The following is a 24,729-nucleotide window of genomic DNA, read 5'->3' as shown; positions in this document are numbered from 1 at the left end:
ATTCCTTAACCTGAAAAAAAGAGCTAATTATGGCACTTAGTAACTTGACCCGCGCATGCGGGAGCCAATTACCGCCAGGTACGGAATTGGATCTGTATTTTACGTTGGAGGAAGAATTGGCGGCCTGGCCGGATACGCAATGGCAGGTAACTACCGACGCATCCGGCACACCGGTACAGGGCGACCTGAAGCGTATCGGTGAAGCTTTCGATTTCACCGGTGCCGGCACCGACCTCGGTTTTTGGCGCAAAGTCAAGATCCTGGTGGATACCGGCAACGTACGCGATCTCATCGAAGGTGAAGTGGGCGGTCTGACCGTTCGTTCCCGCCTGGATTTCTTCATACAAGGCATGAATGCTGAGGCCCTGGAATGGGGTGATGAATTGATGTCTTATTCCGGCTGTATCATCGCTATGGTACCGTTGAAAGGGGGAGAATATGTGGTACTGGGCAACCAGGCGAACCCCTGCTTTGTAGAATCTGGCGAAGGTGGATCCGGAGCGGGTACAGGCGACCGAGTTGGGCACCAGTATACCCTCGTATGCAATACCGGCTTTATGCCGATGTTGTACGATGCGGATACCCTAGGTATCGATATTACACCGGAAGCCTAATCAACCCAATTTTTAAACCTTGAAAAAAGCTAATCATGGCAGATAAGAAACCATACGGCGAAGAATGTTTTCCCGAAGAATTGCGGGGGGGATACGAGCTGGCAGATTGGGTAGGTAGCCACCGGCAGCACTTCGGAAGGTTCGGGATCATTGATCTGAACGACCTGACCAAGCAGAAGGTGGACCGGCTGATTTCCAAAGGATTTCAGCGAATCCGAAAAAAAGAACCTGCTAAAGTATCTACCACAACGGATACGAAGAGCGCCACGCCCACCAAGAAGTAATTGGATGAACAGTAGCTAAGAAGCCGTTCCTGACTCGTTTGGGAACGGCTTTCTTGTATATCAAGATATGGAAGTACTAATACAAAAATGGCTGGATGAAAACGGGCCGTTTGCGGCGGGAGTAACGCTGTACCTGAGTACCGGGCAGGAAACCTATGTCCGCCGGCTCAGCAAAGCCGCGAAAAAGAAATGGGTGGAACCGGATGACATGGCCTTATTGCGTCGTTTGCTGGAACAGCACATCAATTACCAGCCGAAAGCCAATCCGTCGTACGTGCCGCTTTCCGATCTGGAAGAAGCCACCCCCGATCCGCCTCAACCAGTAAACGAACCGGAAGCCATACGAGCCCTCAGGGCGCAGGCAATCCCGCTTCATAAGCGATACAGCCACTTAAAGGCTCAACTGCACACCATGGTGATCGATCGGGATAAATACACCGCGAAAGAGCGTTACGACATCGCCCGGGAGATCATGCAGGATGTTTTGCCGCCGACAGATGAGCTCTACGACCAGATCCGGGCCTGGGAGCAGGATGGCACACTGCCTCCGGATCCGGAGGATAACGTGGTGCAGCAGACGGTAGAAAAAATGCAGCGCGTGTATAGCCTGCGCCCACGTATCAGTCGGCTGAAAAAATGGAAGGACGATCCGGAACTGGACGCGGATAAGCGCCGGGAATACACAAAAGAACTACTGGATAAGGAATTGGAGTTGGCTCAGCTGGAACGGGAGCTGGGCTTGTAGCAATGTCCTTGGCAAAGGCCGGGCATAGGCTCATTTTTGGAATATGAAAAATTCGGAAGCTATCATCGAGGTGCTTAATGGTGATCTTCGGGTGGATGATCTCAATCCATCGCAGGTAGACTACTATAAGCGGGTGCGGGTGACTTTTGATCTGATCTGCGAGGGGAATCCGAGTAAGTACGTCAGTGGCGTATTGGAGAAGGAATTCGGATTGAGTCGTACGCAGGCCTGGCGCACTATCCGGGAGACGGAGTTGATCTTCTCTAAAATGCAGCAGGTGGACAAGATGGTGCACCGAAATATAGCCGCGGAAATGGCCAAAAAGGCTTACCGAAAGGCGGATATTCAGAATGACCCGAAAGCGATGGTGGCCGCCACGCATGCGTTGGTCAAGGCCTATGGATTGGATCAGCATGATCCGGATACGCCGGATTTCGAAAAACTTACCGCTCACACCTACATTATTTTGCCGCCGGCTAATGCTCCGAAATTGGGCGAGGTCAACGGTGGGCTTATCGATCTGAATCAGGCCCCAAAGCCGGTCACAATAGATGCACAGTATGAAGAGCTTGACACCGACGCAGGAGCAGGATCTTAAAACGGAGATCCGCAAACTACACGAAAAAGGCGGCGGTGATTTTGAGACCCTGCTGAAGCAGGTGGAAAAACGCCGCAAGGTGGTGCCACTGAATCTTCCGCAGTACGTGGCGGCTATTTCTTCCGCAAAAACCAAAATACTGGAATGGGGCCGTGGTACGGGGAAGACGACTTACCGTGGGGTGCATTGGTCGAGCATCATGAATGAGATGCCGCGCAGTACCGGCCTTTTCATTGGACCTTCTTATCAATTCATTCTCACTCGAATTATTCCTTCATTGGTGCAGGGCCTGGAGATGTTTGGCATCTATCGGGATCTGCATTATTTCATTGGTACCCAACCGCCCCGATCTTGGAGGAAGTCCTGGGTGAAAGCTTACCAGCCGCCGGCTAAGTATGATCGATACATCACTTTTTGGAATGGGGTTGGTGTTCATCTGATCAGTCATGACGTACCGGGAGATGGCCGTGGCTTGAACGCGGACTGGATCGATGGCGATGAGGCCGGCCTGCTGAAGGCCTCCGCTCTGCAGGAGAATACTGATCCGACATTGAGAGGTACCAAGAAGGCGGTATTTCAAAAGAGCAGGTACTTCGGATCAAGGATCTACACCAGCTCCACACCGCTCACTGCTGAGGGGCAATGGTTCATCGACTATGAAGACCGGGCCGTACAGTACCCGGATAATATCGCTTTCATCAAAGCAACCTGTGAACACAACCTGGAGCACCTGCGTGAAGGCTATCTGAAAGAGGCCCAAGATAATGCCTACCAATACTGGGTATACTTGGCAGAGTATGAAAACGTGAGGCCGAAGTTTACAAAAGATAGCTTCTACAATCTACTGGATACCGACCTACACCTGTATAGCAACTTCAACTACGACTACTACACTCAGCCCGGGCAGACTGTCGACTGCCGTGGTGATGCTGACCTGGTGGCCGGGGTACCGATTATTCTGTCGGGTGATTGGGGGGCTGCTATCAATTGTGTTACGATCAATCAACATCTGAAGAGTATCAATGAATTCCGTACGCTCAAATCCATGTACGTACTGGGTGATGAGCAGAAGATGCAGGATGATCTATACAAAGACTTTCACCAATACTACCTACCGCATCAGGCTACCTGTAAGGATATCTACTTCTACTACGATAAGAGTGGCAACCTGGAGACCGGCCACACCAAGCAGACCAGGGCTGAACAGGTACGCCAACAGCTCACCCGACTGGGATGGCGGGTGCACCTGATGACCACCGGCACCATCAATGTAGAGCACTATAAGAAGTACCTGCTGTGGCAGAAGATATTCAAGGAGCGAGACCCCCTGCTGCCTCGATACCGGATGAACCGGGAGAACTGCCGGGAACTCTACCTTAGCATGCGTAACGCAAAGACCAAGAAAGGATCCAGCGGTGAGATCAAGAAAGATAAGAGCAGTGAGAAGAACCCCAAGATCCCCCGCCAAGAAGCTACCGACCTGAGTGATGCTAATGACAATGCAGTGTGGTCAATGTTCAATGCCTACCTATACAATAGTGGCATGCTGATGCCAAGTCTACACATCAAATCAAGTTAACAAGAACGTGCAGCGGTACCCACCGCTGCATATTTCCGTTTTTCTTCTCCAAACAATTGCGTTTATGCTCAGGCGAAGGCGGGCTTTTTGGACGCTCGCTTGAAAATATTTTCCAACCAAAATGATTTAATCATCTAATTGTCAGTTTATTGGTCTTGTAAATTTGAAACAAGACTGTTTGCGCATTCGCTAAAAACAATTGTAGCTAAAGCCTGTCCTTTCTTTCCCGGCCTCTTCGCCTGATTTTTGGGCCATGAAGTCAGAAGACCTGTACATCGCATACTTCAAGCATCAGGCGGTCAATCATCCGGACATCCTTCACCAGGATGTGGATGGTCAAAAGGCTTTCGAGACGGTAGACATCGACGAAGGGCTTGACCAGCAGCGCACGCAGGTGAAGATCGGCGGCTATCTGCTGCAGTTGTTCCATTACACTTATCGTATCGGACAATCTTCCAGTACGGGAGAAGTGAGAAAGTTCATCCAGGGTGGCTTCAAAATAGCAAGGCATTACGAGCCCCGGGCAGACGGTCAGGACGGCTATAACGAGGCACTACGGGATGCAGAAAGAGTTACGGATGAGGTCCTGGAAAAAATGTTTGCAGACAGCATCAACGGACATCCGCTTTTTTATTGGAGCCTGAATGTCGATCAGGATATCAGTGTCACCACGGAGCCGCGGTACAGCAACGGAAGCTACGCCGCAAAAGTGTGCATCTTCAGCTTCTCTCAGCACTGGCGGAATTGTATTACTCATGACGACGCACCTGCTTGGTTAGACGGCGGTGAAACTCCAAACGATTTATTATGATCAGCATCGTACAACAACCCGGAGCAATAGCCCTGAGCCGGAACCCGATGGTGATCGAGTTTCTGGCTACGGATGACGACAATCAGCCCTACACCCCAAAAGGGGTACGTTCCGAATTGAAGATACTAAGCATCAATGGCTTAGAAGAAGATGATACGATTACGCTGAATTGGACCGAGCCGGACGGCACTACCGGGAACATCACTTTCACCGCAAAAGATTCTCCTTCATTATCCACCGAGTTCATCAGTGATGACACCATAGGAAAGCCGCCATCCCCGATCGGATACTGGCGGGCCGTAGCGGAAACGATTAACGGCCATCCTACCGTCAACCGGCATTTCAAAGTATATGCGATTCAGTATGATATTTTCCCGTCACCAGATTACAGCCTATTCGTAGAAGTCGTAGAGGTAGATAGTGACTGGGTATTGACGATGACCAGTTCAACGGCGCTAACCATCACCAACTATGATACTGCCCTGGCTACTACGGCCCCGGATAACTATTCGATTTTGGTAGATGTTTTTTTTGAGGAAGAATATGGAACAGGAGAATACAGCAGGATATCAAAGCATGAATTGCCACTTAATTCTACAGGCACTGCCTGTTTGGATTTGAGTGAAGTTATTTGGCAGAAAGTAAAAGGTAGTTTACCGCAAGTACCCCTCAATTCAATACACGGTACAGATATAGTGATAGCGGACAACTTACGTAACTACTACTACCGGTACCGGGAAGACTATGACGATGTTTCGCCAGCATGGACGGTGAGCGTAACCAAAAAAGCCATGGCCGGCGGCATCACCCAGGATCTATTTGCTACCACAAACTTCTTGGGCACCCGTAGCGCCATCAATAGCCTGCTCACCTGGTACCCATCCGGAAAATCAGTTGCTCCGGATCAACCGGAATGGATCAACTGGTTCAACTTCAACGTAAGCTCCAAAAGCATTGCCATCGAGCTAAAGGTCTGGACGGCCTTGAGCGACACGCCAACGATCAGTTACAAGCACACCCTGGTAGATCCAGTTGTCGATATGTGGGAAGTCGCCAATATCCCCGTTGGCCCCACCCAGTTAGTCATTGGAGATACGATCAAGAAATATTCCGTACAGGTGATTGATCGGAACGATTATAATAGTTCCGGAACCATTACCCCATTGAGTGAAGTTCGAATTTTCTACATTGATCGATTACCCCAGCAAGAAGTCCGGTACATTCTCTATGAGAACGGGTTCTGCCTGCCAGAAGTACTCCGCTGCACCGGCATCAGCAACAATCAACTAAACGTACAGCGAGAAGAACGGACCCACGTTTTACCAAAAGATTATACCGAGCTTTCTCCCGAGATCAGTCAATACAAGGAAGAATACAGCAACGCCCACACCTTCCGTACTGGATACATTGGCCGCAACGAAGTAGATGCCTTGCAAGAACTGCTCATCTACAACCGGGCCTTCGAGGTAGAAAACACGACCTATATCCCCCTTCACATTCAAGGGAACCGCTACCAGGTATCCAATACCAATGAATTTCTGAATGGTGTACAGTTCGTAGCCATCCGCCAATTAAGTGATAAGATCTACCGTCGGCGCGAGCGCCCTGGCGGGTATGTAGAAATACCCGAACCGGCAGCCGCTGTATTCACCTGTGATTATACGCTGTCCGGCACCTACGCAAGCTTTGCGGCTGCGATCGCTGACGGCATCACTGCCGGAGAATACTTCGACCTGGACTTCCCGAATGATTTCGGACTTCCTGAAGGCCTGCATTTTCAATACGCCCCAGCTATATCCTACGCTAATGACGCTGCTGCAGCTATAGTCGACGCAGACAGTTGCTACCCGATTTCATCCGGCAATAGCTTCGGCTACCCACAAGGTATGGTGAAAAGAAAAAGCCCAGCCACTTCCTATTTCGATGACGCTGCCGCCGGCCTGGCCGGAGTAGCCATCGGTGAAAAATATGCCCTTGCTTATCCGAATCTATACGAACTCGGAGATGAAGGCTTTGTCAAAACCAGAATCACGTGATGAAAAAGTTACTATTCTTATTACTGCTTATTTCCTCTGTGCAGCTCCTTGCGCAGGATCAGATCAAAGGCACAGGCATTAGATATACGAACGGCCCGCCGACGATCGCGCCTACCGATATTGACTACGGCACTGAGTTTGCCTACGATGTAGCCAACCGAGAGATCTACATGTGGGATCGATCCGGATCCGCCTGGGTGCGGCAGATTAATATTACACAAACATCCGGCACTCCTTCCGGATCTCCTGGAACGGGTCCAAAATTGTATTTGGACACGGATGATGGAAAGTTGTACCGATGGACAGGGGTAGCCTGGGCAGAAATAGGGACAGGTGGTAGTGCAGAGTCAGTTGGACCAACCAATATCGTGCTTCGAATACCAGAGGTGGGCGACACCATAAGTGCCACCACTCCAGGAGAGTGGTTAGAATGGTGGAGCTTTGCACCGCCTACGATGGCATTGACATTAGCCCCATCAGCGACCGTGTACGAAGTAGGTACTTCGAATAGCATTGATCTACGAGTCATAACCAGTAACCCGGCCAGTACGACACTTTCCAACGGTACACTAACCCGTACCAATCCAGCCAGTAACACAGTGAGTAGTTTCGGAGCCGTGGCCGGTGATACGGTGACCATCAGTTTCACGCCCACCCAAGCCGGATCTGGTGACTATAATCAGTTGGCGTATTCCTTTCAGGCTACGCAAGATTATTCGGGAACGGAGTCGGGATCTATTTCGAGTACCACCCGGTCATTATCGGGCGTGTATCCGGTTTTTTACGGGATGGCAAGCACGGATACAACGACTGTAAAAGGGGCAATTTATAGTACGCTGACTAAGTTGATTACAACTGAAGGAAACAAAGCGCTGACATTTACCGGTACAGGGTTGATCTACTATGCGTTTCCTGCCTCCTGGTCGGACACTAACCTATCATCCATCAAAGATCCGAACAACCTGGATGCTACGGAAGCTTTTACGCGAACCACGGCTACCGTCACCAGTACGGGGCTGACGAATAATTACACTTCTGTAAACTACGTGGTGTACTACCTTAATACAGGCAGTACTGAAACTGATGGCAGTGAGTATACTTTCAATCAGACTATATTTTTCTTATTGATCTTCTTTCGGAGAAAACGAATACGAGCGATGAAAAAGAGTTTGCTGACTGCTTGTTTTATGTTTTTTGCTGCCTTACTGTTTGGTCAGGGTATTGTGATTAATGCACCTCTGAACTTGAAAAGTAATAATCCTATTGATGTTGATATGCGGCTGGCTAGTTTAGCGGATACTGCTAATGTGGATTATCCTGAAAAGGTGATCATTACTTATGTGGTGGATGTGGATCAGCATTGGTACTACAACCCTACCAGCGGCACATGGAAGCAACTTGACCCAGGCGGCGGTGGTTCGAGTACGGCAAGCGAGACCACATCAACGAATAATTTCGATGTAATCAAGGGAACAAACGTCCAGAATAACCTGGCCAGCATAGACTCGGCCCTGGTAAAAGCCCTGGGTACTGAGTTGTTTTCCGGGGGCGCGGTGACAATCAACTCCGGCGACAATACCGCCTTTGATGTAGCCGCCACAGTTGGGCAAATAAAGACCTCAACCGGATATTATAATATTAATTACGCGGGTGGGTCAGCCATTGCGGCGGCAAACATTGCCTCCCAAAGTACCTATGTTTACATTGATAGTACCGGCGCAATAGGACAGCAAACTACCGAACCATCTGGAAAGGAGTTCCGGGAGAAACTCTTCCTGGCCCGCCTCGCGTCGAATGGTTCAAACTTCCTGGCCCTGGAGGAGGAGAAAAACCCATCCGGGCAGTATGTCAACCTTGTTCGGGATCTCGTAGAGTATGTTCCCTTAGTGAAAAAGGGGTTAGTTATGGGTGGTAACGCAAACTTAACTTTCAACCGGTCGGCGGGATCTACTTTTGAACTCGGTGCCAACTTTTCAAACGATCCCTTAGATCCCAACAATAACTCTTTACCGGCATTAGACTCGGTAACCTTTTTCCTATTAAAGCAGGATGGGATCGTAGCCTCCGGCATTGTAGATGTCCCTGTGGACCAATATGATAATGGCGGCACACTCACTAACATCACGAACAATAACTTTGTGATCCATACGGTGTACGTTTTTACATCGGGCAACACGACACTCCAGTACGGTCAGGCACAATATAGTAGTTTGGACGACGCTCAGGCCGCAATCAATACGCGATCATTTGTCCTGGCCGCCGCCAACGCCAACGGAACACGTATCGGGTGGATCATTGTCCAGGAGGGGGCCACAGACTTGTCCAACACGGCCCAGGCCCGGTTTGTTGAAGATATAGGGCAATCCTCGACCTCCGTATCAGTACCCGGGGCGCTATTGGCAACGAACAACCTTTCCGACGTTGACGACGCGGCCGCGGCCCGGGCAAATCTGGGAGGTATCGAGGCCGGCGCAACCGCTGATCAGACGGCGGAAGAAATGAGGGACTCTCTTGAAACGCTTTCGGGTGTAAATAGGCTGGATGCAACTTACATACAGAAACTCCCGGGCCTCCAAACTTCGCACTATGGCAGTTTGGCTGCAACTATTGCGGCTGTAAGCACTACCAAGAAAACAATTATAGTGGATGATGCTCAGGTAATGTCCGCAAACCTGGTGATCCCGGCCGGTGTCGAACTCGTTTTTACTGACGCCGGAACTATCGACCTGGACAACGACACGCTTTTTGTATTTGGGAGTATTTCCGCGCCCTTGAAACAGGTTTTTGATGGCACAGGAGGCGGCACTATATCGGGCGAGCCTATCACTCGTATCTGGTACCCCGAATGGTTTGGGGCTACCGTGGATAGTACCAACTTTACGACGTTGGTATCAACTTATAACGACTACCCGGCATTTCAATACACTTTGAATGTATTGCAAAATATTGGCGGTGGGGTGTTTCAGATGAATACTGGCAACTACCATATTTTAACTCCCTGCCTAGTACCGGATAACGTAGTTGTTAGGGGTTCCGGGATGGGAAACACACATATTTGGTCCAGCCCTACTACCGCCGACCTGACAACCTATTTAGACCCCGCGGGCGGGGGTTCAAGGTCGTTCTTCAGTATCTTCCACTTAGGAACTACCTATTTCGAGGACGCGGGTGAGAACATTACTTGTGAGGACTTTTCGGTCCACTTGTATAATACTGAACTAAGTAACCAAAACCTTGGGGTAGGAATTAATTTACTTGGATTCGACAGCGATGGGCCAACGGATTCCGGCCACAATATAACTATCCAACGGATCGGGTTTTATAACTGTCTGCGTGGCGTTTCGCTAGGCGCAAGGAGCCAGGGTAACATACCGCCGGATAGTACAGTTTTAGGTTATCATACCAATTTTAAAATCCTGGATTGTTTTGCAGATACTTGCTCTAATAAGTTCCTAGAAATGCAGGAAGTTGACGGCGGGGAGATCAGGAATAACCGGATATATAATGCCACCTCGGGCATCCAATTAATCCACTTCCCGAAAAATGTAATTGTCGAGGGCAACTACGTACACGTTGGTGGAGATGCTGATCCCTTATATAACGACCGCTCGGGGATTTTGCTTTCAAATAACACCACAAACTCAATCGTTAGGGGTAACAAAATATATTTAGCTGACGGCAACAACATAACATTTACAACCCAATCCGGGGGTATAAATTTCAAGTTTGATTACAGCGACACATATACCCCGTCTGGGTTCTTGGCCGAACACGTCACGGATAGTATTTTAATTGAAAGTAACTACATTGATGTAAGTCAGGCAAGCGGCGCAAATGCAGTAACTTATTACCGATACGGCGGATCCCCCACTCTAAAAAATATCTTCTTTAAAAATAACACTTTCATCGGCGGTCCCGTTAAATTTGGGCATATCACCGGAATTGCAATCAGCGATTTTCATTTTTACGGAGATAAGATATTTGGGGAGTTAAGTATTTCAGGATTGAGCGGTGGCACAGCGATCACCGGAGAATTTTCATTTGACAACTGCCAATTTGGAGATATTGGTAACACCACTGACGATTTTTTACTGCGCGGCAATAATGTAGTTTACAACATTACGAACAGTCAAATTTATGGGGACTCCTTGGTAATAGGCAGTAATTCCAGCAATACTTCATTGATACGCAATACCAGTTTTATAGGGAGCATTGTAGTTCCAGATGGGAGTTATTCAAATACATCTTTCAAATACGCTGTAAACGATTTTTCAAAAGCTACCATACCGAGTGCAAAAAGCCAGGTCGGGGTGCCGGGTGCAGTTGCCAATGATAACGCAAACTTTTATGTGCACACTCCATCCGGGAACTGGGCAAAGATACCTCTGAATCCGGTCCAGGATTCCGTTTTCCTGGATACCCTAAGCACTGTATCCGCGTGGTTTGACGCTGGAGATATTAATGTAACCCCGGGGGATTTTATTAGTACCTGGCCGGATAAATCCGGGAACGGGAATAATGCGACGGCGACCAGCACGGCAAGACCGGTTTTGAGGGCCGAGAAAATAAATGGGCAACCTGCAGTTTATTTCGACGGTGTTAATGATTTCTTTTCTGTACCGGATTTGGATTTCCCGGACAACGAAATACAGGTTTTCGCAGTAATGATGGCCACCGACCTGTCCACCGGTGGCGGTGTGGTTGGCCGATTGACCGGCGGTACTGGTGATGAATTCACCTTATTGTATACATCTTCCGGGAGCGGTAACCTGCCAAAATTTGTCATTAGCACCAGCCAGGAAGCGGCAGCGCCCACCGGGCTTACCGAAAATCAATGGACGTACCTGGGCGGTTATTACGACGGTTCAACTATTAGCCTAGATGTTGATGGCGTAAACGTGGATGATACCGCCTATTCCGGAACCATTGACGATGATAACGCAACTATTTACTTAGGCCGATACGCATCCGGCCAAGTATTAGCTGGATACATAGCCGAGGTGATCATCCTTAATGATACCAGCTCCACCGACAGGGCGGCCGTGTATAGCTACATACAAAATAAATATTTCTCTACTGAAAACACGGCGGCGGTACAGGATAACGATTACGGAGACATTACTGTTTCTGGTGGGGCCTGGAGTATTGACGACGGCGTGGTGGGGCCCTCTGAGATCGCTAGTACAGCGGTAACTGCTGGCACCTATAATCGGGCTAATATCACGGTTGACGCAGACGGGCGCCTCACCAGCGCCGCCGCATCAACCAGTAACATAGGGATTGGAACCGCCGCAACTTCAAATTTAATTACGGGGGCTTTTGCGGATGCCTCACTGGCTAGGGAGGAATTAGTATCCCTTCAAATGAACGGCTTAACATCAAAATTCATTATAGGAAACGCTACGAGCGCCAACGGACAGTTTATACCTAATTTCGCCGGATTTACAGAAACGGCGGGCCGAAGCCGGATTGGGTTTAACGCGGCAACTACATCAAGCGGGGACGCGGTTGGTACGGAACCGGCGTTCCAGTTCTACGGTTTCCGGACAAGTAGCACGGCTGATCCATTAAACGGGACTCAATCGAATATTATAAACCAGCCTCTTTTCGGGATTCGGAACTTCTCGGGTTACCATTTTGCCGTAGGACCTACCGGACAAACTAGGATCGGAAACAACGTGGGGATCACCACAGGTAGTTATCAACTACACGTAGGCGGTGATGTTAACATCACATCTGGGAGTGCATATCGTATTAACGGTACACCTTTAGCGGGTAGTAATATTACCTACGACAACACCACCTCCGGCCTCGCCGCCACAAACGTAAAAACCGCAATTGACGAAACGGTCGGGTTAATCCCCGACAACATTTCCGACCTAACGATCAGTGCAGATATAGACGCCTCCGACGAAAAGATCATCAACCTATCCCCCGGAACGGCATCCACCGACGCGGCCACCTACGGGCAACTGACAGGGAGTCACGCCCTTGCAATTGCGGCTCCATCAAACGGGGATACGGTAACGCTTACGAACAGGGAAACATTTATTTTCATGCAAGATATATTTGCTGACCCGGCAACCATTTACCTGGACGGTTCTGCGTTATCTGGCGGCGCAAAAATCTACATCAAATACGGCAACTTTTCCACAGGATTAACGATAGACCGGGACGATGACAATGACCCCGGCAACTTCGTAGAAACCGGATCAACATCCGGATCAACATCGGTGAGCTTTACAGGGATTGGCTTTTCCACATTTATCAAGTCGGGTTCGACGTGGTACCAAATGTACTAACATGTTCGACCTCCGCATCAACAACCTCTCCATAGACCTCACCCCCCGCACCCGGGTAAGGTACACCCTCGACAATCCCATCTTCGATGCGGACGGTCTCCCCCGTGGTTACTCCTTCCCCTTCCGCATCCCAGCCACCCCCCGCAACCTCGGGATATTCGGCTACGCCAACCGCCTCGACATCCGAGCCAAGCAACGCAAATACACCGGCATCCTGTACATCGCCGGCGTACCGATCGAGACCGGTGTAGTACAGATCACCGGTGGATCCGGTGACAGTATAGAGATCGTACTGAAGAACACTGCCCGGGATCTTATCGACGAGCTGGCCAACATTCGTTTACACGATCTATTGGGGACCGTCAGCGTGCCGGATACGGCCAATGCCGGGGTGATCCGATACTACCTGGAGAACACCACCAGCTGGACCATCAAGATCGACGACAATACTTTTTTCTACGACGCACCAGGTGCCACCCAGGCCGATGGCCAGCTGGCGCTCATCAGCCAGATCAACGCCGTGTACATCGGTCTGGCCGCGCCATTCAGCACCGACCACATTGAGCTATTAACCAACCAATACCCGGACGCGAACTACCGGGTATCCGAATGGCTCAACGTCACCTATGTATCCGGGATCACGGTATACGAAGGCAATGTGGTCAATTTGCAGAATTTTGTAAATAGCCTGGCCACCACTCCCCGGGAGGATATCACCTTCCCAACCATTTACGCTTTCTACTTCCACGAACGGCAGACGGTGATCAGCGTCAACCAATACCTCAACTATTGGCTGGATGGGACCGATATCGACAATGTGGCCACTACCGAAAAAGACTGGAACCATTCCTACGTACCTTTCATACGCTTCCGGCATTTACTCGAATTGATCATCAATCAACTCGGGTACGAAGCCGCCGGCCCACTCTACGAATCCGACTGGATCCAGCAGCTCGTATACTATACCAATAAGTCCCTGGATGACCTGCTGGAAGGAGACTTCGGCCCCACCCTCAACTACTTCAATCAGCACCTGCAAAGCATCGTACTGAAAGACTACATCCCAGACTGGACGGGTACCGATCTCTTCGATCTGCTCAAATTCCTGAATTATTATTTCGAAATTGACAATAACGAACTACAGATCCGGAGCCGGGTAGCCCCCCTCCGGCAGCCCCCGATCGACTGGACCGGACGCACCGAAAAAGGCTACGGTTTCGACATTCCAGAATACGAAGGCTATCGGCTGGAATACGCTAAGATCGAAGGAGAACTGGACCTGTTCGACAACCAGATCACCGCCTACGGCACCGGCGAGAATACCATTCCCTTCCCCGTCCGGCCGTTGTACAGCTCCCGGTTTTCCAACCTGGATGGATACACCTGGCAGGTACCCGCCACCAACAAACCCGGCAACAGTCAGACCATCGGGCTCGAAAACGATACCGACATCCGGATCGCCTTCGACCGCGGCCTGCAGGAAGACACCGACGGCAACAACTATGTACAGGGATCTACCACAGACCTCGACTCCAACGGAGACGCCACCTTCACCAGCTCCCTCCTGCTGGAAGGAGACAACGGCGTATTCAAATCCCACTGGGAAGGCTGGATCGAACCAACCGACGCCACTACCGTACGCCGCCGCTGCGTATTATCGATTGCAGATATACTGGAACTCAAAAAATGGCGCAACCCCATGCGCTACATCTACGACCCCCAGGGCACTATGGTCGGCGTCATTAAGCGCGTCAGCCTCGATATCGACACCAACGGCCTCGGTACGGCCGACATTGAATTCATCCTAAAACAATAGCTACTACCATGAGCACCCACGTCAAGATCGGTAAGAAAGAATTTTACGTACCGCAAAGCTGGAACAAACTCTCCCTGCGGGACGTCCTCCAGTGCTACAACATCATTATGAGCAATACCGGCAGTTGGATCAGCCCGGTAGAACTACTCCCCTTCAAAAAACTGCTGCTGGTGAAGTACCTGCTCAAACTCTCCCAGACCTTTATGGAGCAGTGGGAACAGGACTGCATCCAGGAGCACGGCAAACAAGACGGCCAGCTGGTCTTCATCTCCGAACTGGACGAAGTACTCCAGATCGCCGACTTCCTTTTCGAACGACTCGAGCACAACGAAGTAGCCATCTCCCTTACCTACACCAATATTCCCTACCCCTACCTGGAAGGCAAAAAGAAGAACCATAAGAAAACCACCCGGCTGTACGGGCCCAAATCAAAACTGGAAAATATCACCCTCTACGAGCTGGGCTATACCTTCCAGGTATTCGAAAAATTCATAGAGACCCAGGAAGAGCAATACGCCGATCAACTGATCGCCGCGCTCTACCGACCTATGAAACCCCGCACGAAAGAGAACCAGCGTACCGGCTACTACGGAGACATCCGGATGCCACTCTACAAGCTGGACCACATGGTAGCCAAGCGGCAGGAGATCACCGCTACCCTCCCCGCCATCGTCAAGCGCATCATCATCTTCTGGTTCGCTTCCTGCCGGCAGCAGATCATCCAGGGCTACGAGAATATTTTCAAAAAGCCAGATGACAGCCGGCGACACGTCGGCAACGACTACGGATGGGGCGGCATCCTCCTGGGACTGTCCGACGGTATTGCCAACATGGACCAGGTTGCCAACCGGCCCTACGCCGATGGGCTCATATACCTGAGCTACCTGGAAGATCAGCGGAAAGTAGTTGAGATGTGGGGCAAATGATCGCCCTGAGAATCGCGTATATCCTTTCATTCCGGGCCTTAGCCCGTGTAACTAAAAATAGAGGCTATGTATTTACTACAGTTTTTCAAATACGATCACCTGCCTGAGAAACTACAGGCCGTATCCAAACCATTTTGTGAATTGGCCCATTACCTGGTGGAAACACTCCCACAAAATCCGGAAACCACTACCGCCGTCCGAAAGCTGCTGGAAGCAAAAGATTGCGCCGTGCGTGCTAATCTATTCTGGCCCAAAGACACGGATAAAAAAGAATCTTGACTTTCCGGGAAGGATGTGTAACGGTCCTTTCTCCACAACCAAAACCAACCGATCTTTACCCCCGATAAGTTTTCTAAATAGTATGTAGAATACCCGGCCCGGCTATCCACCATAGTCGGGCTTTTCATTTTATGCTGCACTTGAATTGGGCCGGATAGGCCCGCCCAATTCAACGTCAGTACATATCCCCTACCCTGTCCTTTCTTCTCCCGGTGCACCTACGCACCTTTGCCTATATGGATCAGATCACTGTACGTAATATGCTGGCCACGATGGAGACCGGAAGACCATTCTCCCTCACCTTCGTTACCTACGACCGCAAACGCAAGTGCGGTGGTCGTATCGAAGACATTGCCGAGGCCGTACTGCTGCACCGCGATCCGGAATCCACTACCGACACCTTTGCCAACCGGCCGGCCACGCCGCACGAAAAAAAAGTACAGCAACTGGCCGAGCTCCGGAGAGATCCCGGGCACCGAAAATGGTACACCCGCAACATCCGCCTGCTGGTAAACGGGCACCCCACCGGAGAGATCCGGAAGATACACCCCCCATTGGTAGCCATTTTCAATCAAAAAATTGTAGTTGCATGACGCCGCATACCGTACTCGATGTTGTCCAGGTAGATGGAGGCCGCCACCAGGCTTACCTCAATAATACCCAAATCACAGGCCGAAAAGCCACCGGCACCGGCCGTACCGATTCCAGTTTCCCCGACGAACTGGAACGCGGCTTCCTGTGGGCCCCCTGGGGCGATAAGCCCGGTAAGGACGATCTGCCCCGCATCATCCGGGAGAAGATCATGAAAGTACCTATTGCGGGCCGCACCGTATACGATCTGGTACGCATGGCCTACGGTGACGGCATCGCCTACTACCACAATCAGGAACGCCTGGAAACCGGCCGTATCACCCGCGCCTACGAGCCCACCGTAGAACGCTTTCTGCGGGACAACCGGATAGCCAACGAATGGTACAAACCCCAGATGCTCGACTATCGCTTCATCATGAACACTTTCTCGGAGATGATCTTCAGCCGGGATATGCGCCAGGTCACTAACCTGTTCCACAAAGAGACTGAATTCTGCCGCCTCAGCTTGCAAAACAAACAATCATTGAACGTGGACTTCCTGCTGTACGCAGCAGATTTCAGTCTCGGACAGGGCGTAGTCCATCCGGATCGGATCAACGTACTCCCACTCTACCAGTGGCAGCAAGGAGAAGACTTCCTGCGTAAGTTGTCGGGTTATAAAATGGCCTGGCACAGTCGCCTCAAAACGCCAGGCTCCCTCTACTACGCCTACGTACTCTGGATGGGCCTCTTCCGGGAGAACGGCTGGATGGATGCCAGTGCCACCGTGCCCGAAGTAGTCACCGCCATGATGAAAAACCAGGTGCGCCTCAAATACCAGATCCTTATTCCGGAAAACTACTTCACTATCCGATATCGCGACAGCTGGAGCACCATGTCGGATGAGGAACGCAGTAAGATCGTAGACAATTTGGTGGATGACATCAACACCCAATTGGCCGGTACCGAAAACGCCTATATGAGTATTGCCACCGTGTTCAACTACGACCACGGTAGCCGCGAAGAACAAGGGAAGATCCAGATCATCGCCATCGACGACAAAGCCAAGAAAGACGACTGGGTACCCAGTGCCGAAAAGTCAGATGCCCAGATCGTGCAGTCCCTCGGTGGTCACCCCAGTATGGTCGGCCTCGCTCCGGAGGGCGGCAAGATGGGTGCCGGCTCCGGATCGGATAAACGGGAAGTCTACAACACCGAGATCTCCATTAATACTTTCGATCAGGAGATCATTCTGGAACCCCTCAACTGGATTGCTCAGTACAACGCCCGAACCAATCCGGATTGGGACATCACCTTCTACATCCAGCACACCGAGCATACCACTACCAACAACCAGGAAAGCGGCCTGGTACCGAATGAACATTCACCCAATCAAGAAAACCAGTAAACCATGGCCACCTATATTTTCACCAGCATCGCCGATTTCAAAGCGCACCTGGGCGGCGCTATCAATCAGAACCTGAATATCAACAGCCTGGCCCCCTGGATCGAGATGGCCGCACAAACGCACATCTGGGATTGGCTCAGCCAGGGCCAGTGGGAGGCCCTGGTAACAGCCGTAGACGGCACCCCCAGCGCCGAACAAACCGCCCTGCTCAATAAGCTGAAGCGCACTACCGCCCTGCTCACCATGTACGAATACGCCAAGGTGGGGAGCGTACAATTCACCGAAGGCATGGGCATGGTACGCGCCGAAAGTGATCAGCAGAAAACCGCCTACAAATACCAGGAGGCCGACTACCGCCGGCAGATGCTGGTGATGGGCTACGAAAGCCTGGAAGTAATGCTCGATTTCCTGGAAGACAACGAAGATGATTACCCCTTGTGGGTAGCTTCTACGGCGTACACTCAAAATAAAGCGCTCTTCATCAATACCGCCCGGGTATTCCGGCAGTACTACGGCAAGCAGCTCAGCCGCTATGTATACGAGACCATCCGGCCGATCATTGAAGAAGTGGAAACCTTTGCCATCCTTCGGGTCATCGGCCAAGATCAATACGATGACCTTAAAGAAGGCATTGCCCTGAAATCCCTTACCGCCGATGAAACCACCCTGATCAGCCACATTCAGAAGGCCGTGGTGCATTTCACCATCCAGGAAGCCATGAGCCGCAACTGGGTGCAATTCGAGGGCAACCGCATTGTACAACTCGAAACCCTCGAACCCCAGGGCATCGAGCGGGCCGGCAGCGCTGCCGGTGGTGCCTTCAGCGAAAAGTACAACCACCACAACCTGCTGGCCAATCGCCACATCAGCTATATCCTGTACTACCTGAAGAACAACCTCAGCTCCTACCCGCTCTACGAGGCCTACTACGAGGCCAGGATTGAAGAAGAAAGCACCACTACCACCGAAACCGACACAGAACTCTATTCTTCCAACCGATACTACGGAGCCTATCCCCTCGTGCCGAGCACAGAGAAGAAGGTGACCGGTATCAAAAGACTATGATCATGATTGAATTCCTGTATCTATTTCTTTTCCGGGCCCTATCCGGCGCACAGAATGGATTCGGCTACGCCAAGAAAAGCGTATACCGGGTCATCACCAGCGGCCTGATGGTAGCCGTATTGGCCGGTTCGCTATTCTGCTGGCTGCAAAGCGCACCAGAAAGCTATTGGAAAGCCGGCACCGTCATCCTGGTCATTATCAGTATTGTCGGTACCATCGGCGTAGAAGATTCCTTCAATCCCAACTACCAGATACTGCCCAAGGATATCCACCTCTGGGAAATGTTGGCCACCGGTGGCATCACCCTGGCCTGGATGGCCCTGGGCGGCAACCTGATCAGTATTGCCGCCAGCATATACCCCGGCCTCATCCTGCACAAAGGCTTCATCAACCTTGGCTCCGGACAGAAATGGTGGTACGCCGGCACCGACGACCGGACTGGGAAAACCTTCAGCATTCCCCTACTCAATATCAAGGTGCCGCGATTAGGCACCATGGGCCGGATCTCCATTGCCGTAGCCAGCGTGATGGCCATGATCATCAACACCAGTCTGCACTGGCGCATCACCGTGCAGGACGTAATAGCCTGGGTACTATGAGTATTCCAAAAAATCTACGGGATCTCCGTGCCCGGGTCAACCTCCGGGTGATGTACGATACCGCCCGGAAGTACGGCCGGAAAGTGAAGGAGAAGATTAAGCGAAAGCGGAAAAAGAAGAAAGACGATGGCAAACAATAACGAATTCGGCGCACCAGGTACCCTCGGTGATCGGCTCGAAGCTTTAGAAAAAAGCCTACGTGGCTTTGGTCGCATGACCCGTAGCGAGCTGGTCATGGCGGCCTCTAAGCTACAGCTCAAAGACCGGGCTGCGCTGGTTTCCCGGATTCGTTTTGTAGAACGCAGCGGCCAGGTCAAGGTTCAACGGGAAAAGCCCCTTGTAGAAAGTATTGGCAGTAACCTGCGCAAACGTGGCGGTGATATCGACGGCATCGGCTTTAGCTTCGCCCGCCACGGTATTTTTTTGGAGCACGGTGTAGGTAAACATCGGCCCAAAGGAAGCCCGGCTGCAGCCCAGCTGCGGGCTAAGATTGGAGCCCCCTGGCTGGCTCCTACCATGGACAGCGCAGTGGAAAAACTGGCCGATCTGCTCGCAGAAGAATACGCCGACATCGTAGCGGCCGAAGTAGTTATTAAGATCCCCGGTGTCATCGACACCTCAATCAAGTAAGGCATGGCAAGAAGGCAGGCGACTATATTTATTAATGGGAAGGAGGTCCGGAACAATATCACGGATATCACCAAGGCCAAACGAAAGCTCTACAATGAGCTGAGGAACCTGACCGAAGGCACTGCGGACTACGATGCCCGAGCCGCACATCTCAGTAAAGAACTGAAGCGCCTCAATGGTATACTCGATGATAAGAAGCAAAAGCTGTTAGGCACCAGCAAAGCATACGATAAGCTATCCGCCGGGGCATCAAAGTTCATCGGCATTGCCGCCGCCGGCTTCACTATCGATGCCGTCATCGACTACGGCAAACAACTGTTCAACCTGGGCGCACAGATGGAAGTGCTGCAAAAGAAAGCCCAGACCGTATTCGGGTCTACCCTACCCCAGGTCACCATGGCCGCCGAAGAGAATGCTGCCGCCATGGGGCTCACTACCCAGCAGTATATCAATGCCGCTGCCGGTATCCAGGATCTGCTCATCCCTATGAAATTTCAGAGGGAAGAAGCAACCGGCATTTCCCTGGCCCTCACCGATCTGTCCGGAGCGCTGAGTGAATGGACCGGCGGACAGATCAAAAGTGCCGATGTTTCCCAGATTCTCAGTAAGGCCCTGCTCGGCGAGCGGGAAGAACTCAAACAGTTGGGTATCTCCATCATGGAAACAGACGTCACCGCGCGCCTGGCGGAGAAAGGTCTGGACAAACTCACCGGCACCCTGCTACAACAGGCGAAGGCTACGGCTACGCTGGAACTGATCACCGAAAAATCATTGGATGCACAGACAGCTTATGCTGAGAATGCGGATACGTTGGTGCGGCGGCAGGCGGAAGTAAGCGCTAAGTTTTCAGAAGTAAGTGAGAAGATGGCCACTGCATTAATCCCTGTATTCGAAAGGTTGATCGATGTAGCTGATGGTGTAGCCGATGTGATCAATGTAGTGACGGATACCGTTGTCAACCTAAGCGATCCGATCAAAAACGCCACCAGCGCCTTTGATGAACAAGCCAAACGGGTGAATGATCTTAAAATGGAACTCAATCCTTTACTTGATCGATACGAAGATCTGACCAATAAATCTGATAAAACGAAAGAAGAACAAGATGAACTTGCGAAAGTGATCGAACGAATTGGGATCCTCACTCCTACTGCGGTTACCGAAATAGACCAGTATGGCCGGGCCCTAAGTATCAATGCCGATGCCTCCCGGGATTTCCTGGAAGCCGAAAAAGCGCGGCTCCAATTCATTAACCAGGAAGCCATCGTAGCTCTGGAAGATCAGATCGGGCTATTGGAAGACCGGCAAAAGATACTGAACGAAACCGCAAAGACTGGACGTGGAGGTATTCTAAATATTGAATACGACCCTCAAACCCTGCAAGCGTTCCGGGATGATCTCAGAGATGTAACCAAAGACCTCGAAGGGGCCAGGGCCCAATTAGCCCGCCTAACCGGAGGGGACCTGCCGGATGCCGGCACCACCGGTGGCACTGCGCCTCCTGTTGATCTCGAAGCTGCTGCCGCTCAGGAAGAAGCCCGCAAAAAAGCGGAAGACGATCGGAAGAAAGCCGCCGATAAACGAGCCAAGGAATTGGAGAAGAACCTTCAGCGGCTCAATGATATCACCGCCCAATTCCGGGAAGATGCCCGACTAGCTGAGCTGGATGAAGACGAACAAGCCCTCGAACGCCTACGCCAACGCTATCAAAAAGAGATTGACCTGGCCATTGAGTTAGAAGATAAAGGCGTACAGCAAGCCACAGCACAGCGTTTAGAACTTGAACGGCTACGAGATCAAGCAGTTAGCGAACTTCTTGCAGAGCAGTTAGAAACCCGAATCAATAGCCAATTAGAAAAAGAACTGGAGCTAGAAGCTGCCGCAGACGAAGTACGAATTCAGGCAGAAGAAGAAAGAAGGATTGAAGAGCAAACTAGAAAGCTAGAATTAGAACAACAACTGAAGGAAGAAGCCGACGCCGTTCTACTCAGTTCCCGGGAGCTCGCCCTCCAGGAACTCGATGCCCACTATCAGGATCTAATCCGTCTGGCCGAGCAGTACGGTCTAGATACCAACGACATTACCGAAGCTTATCGAGTAAAGCGCCTCAAGACAGAACAGGAGTTCAATAAGAAAGAACAACAGGAGATCTTCCAGCAGCAGCAGGCACGGCTTGCAGTACTGCAGGAGACCTTCACCGCTTTCGGTAATTTGGCATCCAGCGCCTTTGATCTGCTCATCAGTAAGGAAGGAGAACACGTAGCCGCCCAAAAGATTGCCACCCTGGCCCAGATCGCCCTGGATACCGCCTCCGCAATATCATCCCTTACCGCAAACTCAGAAGCCAACCCCACAAACGCCGTTACCTTTGGTGCTGCCGGTATTGCCCAATTTATTGCCGGTATTGCCCGGATCACCACCAATATTGCCAAAGCCAAATCCGTATTGTCGGAAGTTCCACAGCGGAAAGATGGTGGGTATATGGACGTTATCGGCCAGGATGACGGCCGCCAGTATCATGCCCGGTATATCGGATCCCCCCAGTCCGGCATGCTTCCCTCCCACCCCGTAGTACTGGCCAGCGAAGCCGGACCGGAATACTTCGTATCCAACAAAGACCTACGCAATCCGCAAGTACTGGACTACGTACGCGCCATTGAGAACATTCGGCTCAATCGGATCGGTCAGTTCCAGGATGGTGGATTCACTACTCCGGTTGCCGCACCCACGGCACCAGCCGGACCGGATCCCACCCAACAGGCCGTGCTGCAGGCCATCACCCAGCTCAATGCTATCCTGAGCAACGGCGTCATGGCCATTATTGAGGATCAGGTGATCCTGGAAATGGAGCGCCGGAAACAGAAGATGCGCCAGGCTGCCGGTGGGCCGTTGTAAGTCGGGCCCCGATCGGTGGAAATATATTCCGGATCCGGTGTACATCCCGCACCCCCATCTGGCGTAGATATTCATCCGTTTGATCCAGGCTGTGGTGGCGCAGTTGTATCTGTAGCTCCTTGATCCCTACGCCGGCCTTTGCCGCCGCTACCGCGCCAGTATGTTTCCAGCTGTAGAGGGAGTAGCCTTCACCATAATTCAGACTATCCAATATCTTTTTATGCCGCCGGTACATTACATTCTTACTCAGCGGCTTATTCGGTTTTTTCGGCGAAGGGAAAATATACTCCGCCGGAGATCGATAGTACAGCGGCTCCAGGGCCGGTACAAAGATGTCCGGTATAGCCACATACTCCGTCTTTTTGTTCTTCGTTTTATTCCCAGGCATCCGGATCTCCCGTTCATCCAGCATCAGATCTCCTACCTGTAGATGCCGCAGCTCCGTCGGACGGATAAAGCAATAGTAAATGAACTGCACAAACAACCAGAGATCAGCATCGCGCTCAGCGATCACCTGAGCAAGTTGCGCCGCCTGGTGCGACTGGAAATACCGCGCCGGCGTCTTGATCGTCTTAATCGGTTTAATATCCTCAAAAAGATACGTAGCTCCTACCCCATCGAACAATCGCTTCAACGCATAGCGATACTTGTTCCAGGTAGTCGTATGGCGGGTAGCCCTCAACCCCTGCAAAAAATCCTGGATCAATTGCTGGGTGACCTCCCGCCCGTTCAGATATTGGAAAAGCACCTTCGACATACTCACGTACTCCGAGTAGGTACGCGGCTTCCAAAGATGCTTATTCTGTTCGATGTACTTCCAGATAGTTGATTCGGTCTTGGAGAATTTAGGACGGTGGGCAGCCTTCAATTCCCGGATAAGCTCCCGGGCCAGGTCCATCCTTTTTTGATAGGTTTCTCCCTGGTTGATCTCGCCGTATTTCTTCTTCCGCTTTCCCAATTCGTACCAGTATACAAACCATTGCTTCCCGAGATCAACCGGGTGATAGATGAGATATTCCTTTACAGGAAAAAGTTTTTTTTCTCTTGACATGGTAGAAAGTTGCCAAGAGTTCGTGAGCCACAGACAGCACAGACAAAATTTACTGTCTGTGGCATGTTGCAAGTGATTGAAATTCAATAAATTACAATCTTTGGTGCCGAAGGGGGGACTCGAACCCCCACGCGCGCGAGCGCACACGCCCCTGAAACGTGCGTGTCTACCAATTTCACCACTTCGGCATTTGCTCAGAAATGAGGAGTTTATTCTTCAATTCTCCGTTATCATTCCCGTTAAGCGGACGCAAAGATGAAAAATATTTCCAATTTTCGCAAGCCTGGAGGAAAAATATTTTTGACAGTCCGGTTTTGGATGGATGTGACCGGTGAAAAAGGGGGATATAGCCTGGAATCGGGCTTTCCGTTTCCTTCAGGGCAGACCGGCCGGCCGCGGTAAATTCGCTCCTGTTCGAACAAGTTCCAACAAGCCTGGGTTACAGTAAACAATAGCCTCACAGTCAGCCGCTTATTAATCGCTTGCAGACTCATCTTAAATGCCCCGTAGCGCATATTCTCAGA

19 protein-coding genes and 1 tRNA gene are annotated in these 24,729 nt (G+C 51.1%); 18 read left to right on the top strand and 2 right to left on the bottom strand.

All coding sequences use genetic code 11. From position 1 onward, the window contains the following. Window positions 1–29 precede the first annotated feature (29 nt). The 18 genes from CRP01_RS09020 (at window position 30) to CRP01_RS08940 (ending at window position 23,154) form a co-directional block, all read left to right on the top strand. Window positions 30–614 carry a hypothetical protein gene (locus CRP01_RS09020; protein ID WP_099149704.1) on the top strand — a complete coding sequence of 195 codons (585 nt, stop codon included), beginning with the start codon at window positions 30–32 and terminating at the stop codon, window positions 612–614. 35 nt (window positions 615–649) lie between these two features. Further along, complete coding sequence (locus CRP01_RS09015) at window positions 650–898, top strand: hypothetical protein (RefSeq protein WP_099149703.1); 249 nt, start codon at window positions 650–652, stop codon at window positions 896–898. Between the two features lie 67 nt (window positions 899–965). Next, on the top strand, window positions 966–1,643 hold the full coding sequence (locus tag CRP01_RS09010) for a hypothetical protein (RefSeq protein ID WP_099149702.1): 678 nt from the start codon (window positions 966–968) through the stop codon (window positions 1,641–1,643). A 43-nt stretch (window positions 1,644–1,686) separates the two neighbouring features. Beyond that, entirely contained in the window at window positions 1,687–2,241 is a 555-nt protein-coding gene (locus tag CRP01_RS09005; protein ID WP_099149701.1) for a hypothetical protein, read from the top strand. Beyond that, window positions 2,204–3,820 carry a hypothetical protein gene (locus CRP01_RS09000; RefSeq protein ID WP_143473333.1) on the top strand — a complete coding sequence of 539 codons (1,617 nt, stop codon included), beginning with the start codon at window positions 2,204–2,206 and terminating at the stop codon, window positions 3,818–3,820. The genes CRP01_RS09005 and CRP01_RS09000 overlap by 38 nt, the downstream gene beginning before the upstream one ends. A 253-nt stretch (window positions 3,821–4,073) precedes the next feature. Continuing rightward, window positions 4,074–4,631, top strand: coding sequence for a hypothetical protein (locus CRP01_RS08995; protein ID WP_099149699.1), 558 nt, complete (start codon window positions 4,074–4,076; stop codon window positions 4,629–4,631). Continuing rightward, window positions 4,628–6,667, top strand: a complete 2,040-nt coding sequence (locus CRP01_RS08990) for a hypothetical protein (protein ID WP_099149698.1) — start codon at window positions 4,628–4,630, stop codon at window positions 6,665–6,667. Before CRP01_RS08995 ends, CRP01_RS08990 begins: the two co-directional genes overlap by 4 nt. Further along, window positions 6,667–12,969: a LamG-like jellyroll fold domain-containing protein gene (locus tag CRP01_RS08985; protein WP_099149697.1), complete on the top strand. Its 6,303-nt coding sequence runs from the start codon at window positions 6,667–6,669 to the stop codon at window positions 12,967–12,969. The genes CRP01_RS08990 and CRP01_RS08985 overlap by 1 nt, the downstream gene beginning before the upstream one ends. Before the next feature lies 1 nt (window position 12,970). Next, entirely contained in the window at window positions 12,971–14,785 is a 1,815-nt protein-coding gene (locus CRP01_RS08980) for a hypothetical protein (protein ID WP_099149696.1), read from the top strand. Window positions 14,786–14,793: 8 nt separating this feature from the next. After that, window positions 14,794–15,711, top strand: a complete 918-nt coding sequence (locus CRP01_RS08975) for a hypothetical protein (RefSeq protein ID WP_099149695.1) — start codon at window positions 14,794–14,796, stop codon at window positions 15,709–15,711. Between the two features lie 66 nt (window positions 15,712–15,777). Next, entirely contained in the window at window positions 15,778–15,990 is a 213-nt protein-coding gene (locus CRP01_RS08970; protein ID WP_099149694.1) for a hypothetical protein, read from the top strand. 236 nt (window positions 15,991–16,226) lie between these two features. Then, on the top strand, window positions 16,227–16,583 hold the full coding sequence (locus CRP01_RS08965; RefSeq protein ID WP_143473332.1) for a hypothetical protein: 357 nt from the start codon (window positions 16,227–16,229) through the stop codon (window positions 16,581–16,583). Further along, window positions 16,580–17,968 carry a hypothetical protein gene (locus CRP01_RS08960; RefSeq protein WP_099149692.1) on the top strand — a complete coding sequence of 463 codons (1,389 nt, stop codon included), beginning with the start codon at window positions 16,580–16,582 and terminating at the stop codon, window positions 17,966–17,968. Before CRP01_RS08965 ends, CRP01_RS08960 begins: the two co-directional genes overlap by 4 nt. Before the next feature lie 3 nt (window positions 17,969–17,971). Next, window positions 17,972–19,033: a DUF6712 family protein gene (locus tag CRP01_RS08955; RefSeq protein ID WP_099149691.1), complete on the top strand. Its 1,062-nt coding sequence runs from the start codon at window positions 17,972–17,974 to the stop codon at window positions 19,031–19,033. 2 nt (window positions 19,034–19,035) lie between these two features. Then, on the top strand, window positions 19,036–19,632 hold the full coding sequence (locus CRP01_RS08950) for a hypothetical protein (RefSeq protein WP_143473331.1): 597 nt from the start codon (window positions 19,036–19,038) through the stop codon (window positions 19,630–19,632). Further along, window positions 19,629–19,772, top strand: coding sequence for a hypothetical protein (locus CRP01_RS42220; protein WP_170110291.1), 144 nt, complete (start codon window positions 19,629–19,631; stop codon window positions 19,770–19,772). The genes CRP01_RS08950 and CRP01_RS42220 overlap by 4 nt, the downstream gene beginning before the upstream one ends. Beyond that, the gene (locus CRP01_RS08945) at window positions 19,759–20,262 is read left to right on the top strand and encodes a hypothetical protein (protein WP_099149689.1); all 504 of its coding nucleotides are present in this window, start codon (window positions 19,759–19,761) and stop codon (window positions 20,260–20,262) included. The genes CRP01_RS42220 and CRP01_RS08945 overlap by 14 nt, the downstream gene beginning before the upstream one ends. A gap of 3 nt (window positions 20,263–20,265) precedes the next feature. Continuing rightward, window positions 20,266–23,154 carry a coiled-coil domain-containing protein gene (locus CRP01_RS08940; RefSeq protein WP_099149688.1) on the top strand — a complete coding sequence of 963 codons (2,889 nt, stop codon included), beginning with the start codon at window positions 20,266–20,268 and terminating at the stop codon, window positions 23,152–23,154. Here CRP01_RS08940 and CRP01_RS08935 read toward each other — a convergent pair. Continuing rightward, complete coding sequence (locus CRP01_RS08935; protein ID WP_099149687.1) at window positions 23,078–24,205, bottom strand: tyrosine-type recombinase/integrase; 1,128 nt, start codon at window positions 24,203–24,205, stop codon at window positions 23,078–23,080. The two genes, CRP01_RS08940 and CRP01_RS08935, sit on opposite strands and share 77 nt — an antisense overlap. Window positions 24,206–24,306: 101 nt before the next feature. Then, window positions 24,307–24,393, bottom strand: a tRNA-Leu gene (locus tag CRP01_RS08930). Window positions 24,394–24,729 lie beyond the last annotated feature (336 nt).

Origin of the sequence: Flavilitoribacter nigricans DSM 23189 = NBRC 102662 (genome assembly GCF_002646595.1) — a bacterium.
In the GTDB taxonomy this organism is placed as follows: Bacteria; Bacteroidota; Bacteroidia; order Chitinophagales; family Saprospiraceae; genus Flavilitoribacter; species Flavilitoribacter nigricans.
Note: the sequence above shows the minus strand (reverse complement) of the source record. Positions and strands in the feature narration are given on the sequence as shown.

What these genes read in the sequence shown, in the direction of transcription:
- CRP01_RS09020 (WP_099149704.1), top strand. Translation starts at nt 30, where the DNA reads ATGGCACTTAGTAACTTGACCCGCGCATGCGGGAGCCAATTACCGCCA.
- CRP01_RS09015 (WP_099149703.1), top strand. Translation starts at nt 650, where the DNA reads ATGGCAGATAAGAAACCATACGGCGAAGAATGTTTTCCCGAAGAATTG.
- CRP01_RS09010 (WP_099149702.1), top strand. Translation starts at nt 966, where the DNA reads ATGGAAGTACTAATACAAAAATGGCTGGATGAAAACGGGCCGTTTGCG.
- CRP01_RS09005 (WP_099149701.1), top strand. Translation starts at nt 1,687, where the DNA reads ATGAAAAATTCGGAAGCTATCATCGAGGTGCTTAATGGTGATCTTCGG.
- CRP01_RS09000 (WP_143473333.1), top strand. Translation starts at nt 2,204, where the DNA reads ATGAAGAGCTTGACACCGACGCAGGAGCAGGATCTTAAAACGGAGATC.
- CRP01_RS08995 (WP_099149699.1), top strand. Translation starts at nt 4,074, where the DNA reads ATGAAGTCAGAAGACCTGTACATCGCATACTTCAAGCATCAGGCGGTC.
- CRP01_RS08990 (WP_099149698.1), top strand. Translation starts at nt 4,628, where the DNA reads ATGATCAGCATCGTACAACAACCCGGAGCAATAGCCCTGAGCCGGAAC.
- CRP01_RS08985 (WP_099149697.1), top strand. Translation starts at nt 6,667, where the DNA reads ATGAAAAAGTTACTATTCTTATTACTGCTTATTTCCTCTGTGCAGCTC.
- CRP01_RS08980 (WP_099149696.1), top strand. Translation starts at nt 12,971, where the DNA reads ATGTTCGACCTCCGCATCAACAACCTCTCCATAGACCTCACCCCCCGC.
- CRP01_RS08975 (WP_099149695.1), top strand. Translation starts at nt 14,794, where the DNA reads ATGAGCACCCACGTCAAGATCGGTAAGAAAGAATTTTACGTACCGCAA.
- CRP01_RS08970 (WP_099149694.1), top strand. Translation starts at nt 15,778, where the DNA reads ATGTATTTACTACAGTTTTTCAAATACGATCACCTGCCTGAGAAACTA.
- CRP01_RS08965 (WP_143473332.1), top strand. Translation starts at nt 16,227, where the DNA reads ATGGATCAGATCACTGTACGTAATATGCTGGCCACGATGGAGACCGGA.
- CRP01_RS08960 (WP_099149692.1), top strand. Translation starts at nt 16,580, where the DNA reads ATGACGCCGCATACCGTACTCGATGTTGTCCAGGTAGATGGAGGCCGC.
- CRP01_RS08955 (WP_099149691.1), top strand. Translation starts at nt 17,972, where the DNA reads ATGGCCACCTATATTTTCACCAGCATCGCCGATTTCAAAGCGCACCTG.
- CRP01_RS08950 (WP_143473331.1), top strand. Translation starts at nt 19,036, where the DNA reads ATGATTGAATTCCTGTATCTATTTCTTTTCCGGGCCCTATCCGGCGCA.
- CRP01_RS42220 (WP_170110291.1), top strand. Translation starts at nt 19,629, where the DNA reads ATGAGTATTCCAAAAAATCTACGGGATCTCCGTGCCCGGGTCAACCTC.
- CRP01_RS08945 (WP_099149689.1), top strand. Translation starts at nt 19,759, where the DNA reads ATGGCAAACAATAACGAATTCGGCGCACCAGGTACCCTCGGTGATCGG.
- CRP01_RS08940 (WP_099149688.1), top strand. Translation starts at nt 20,266, where the DNA reads ATGGCAAGAAGGCAGGCGACTATATTTATTAATGGGAAGGAGGTCCGG.
- CRP01_RS08935 (WP_099149687.1), bottom strand. Translation starts at nt 24,205, where the DNA reads ATGTCAAGAGAAAAAAAACTTTTTCCTGTAAAGGAATATCTCATCTAT.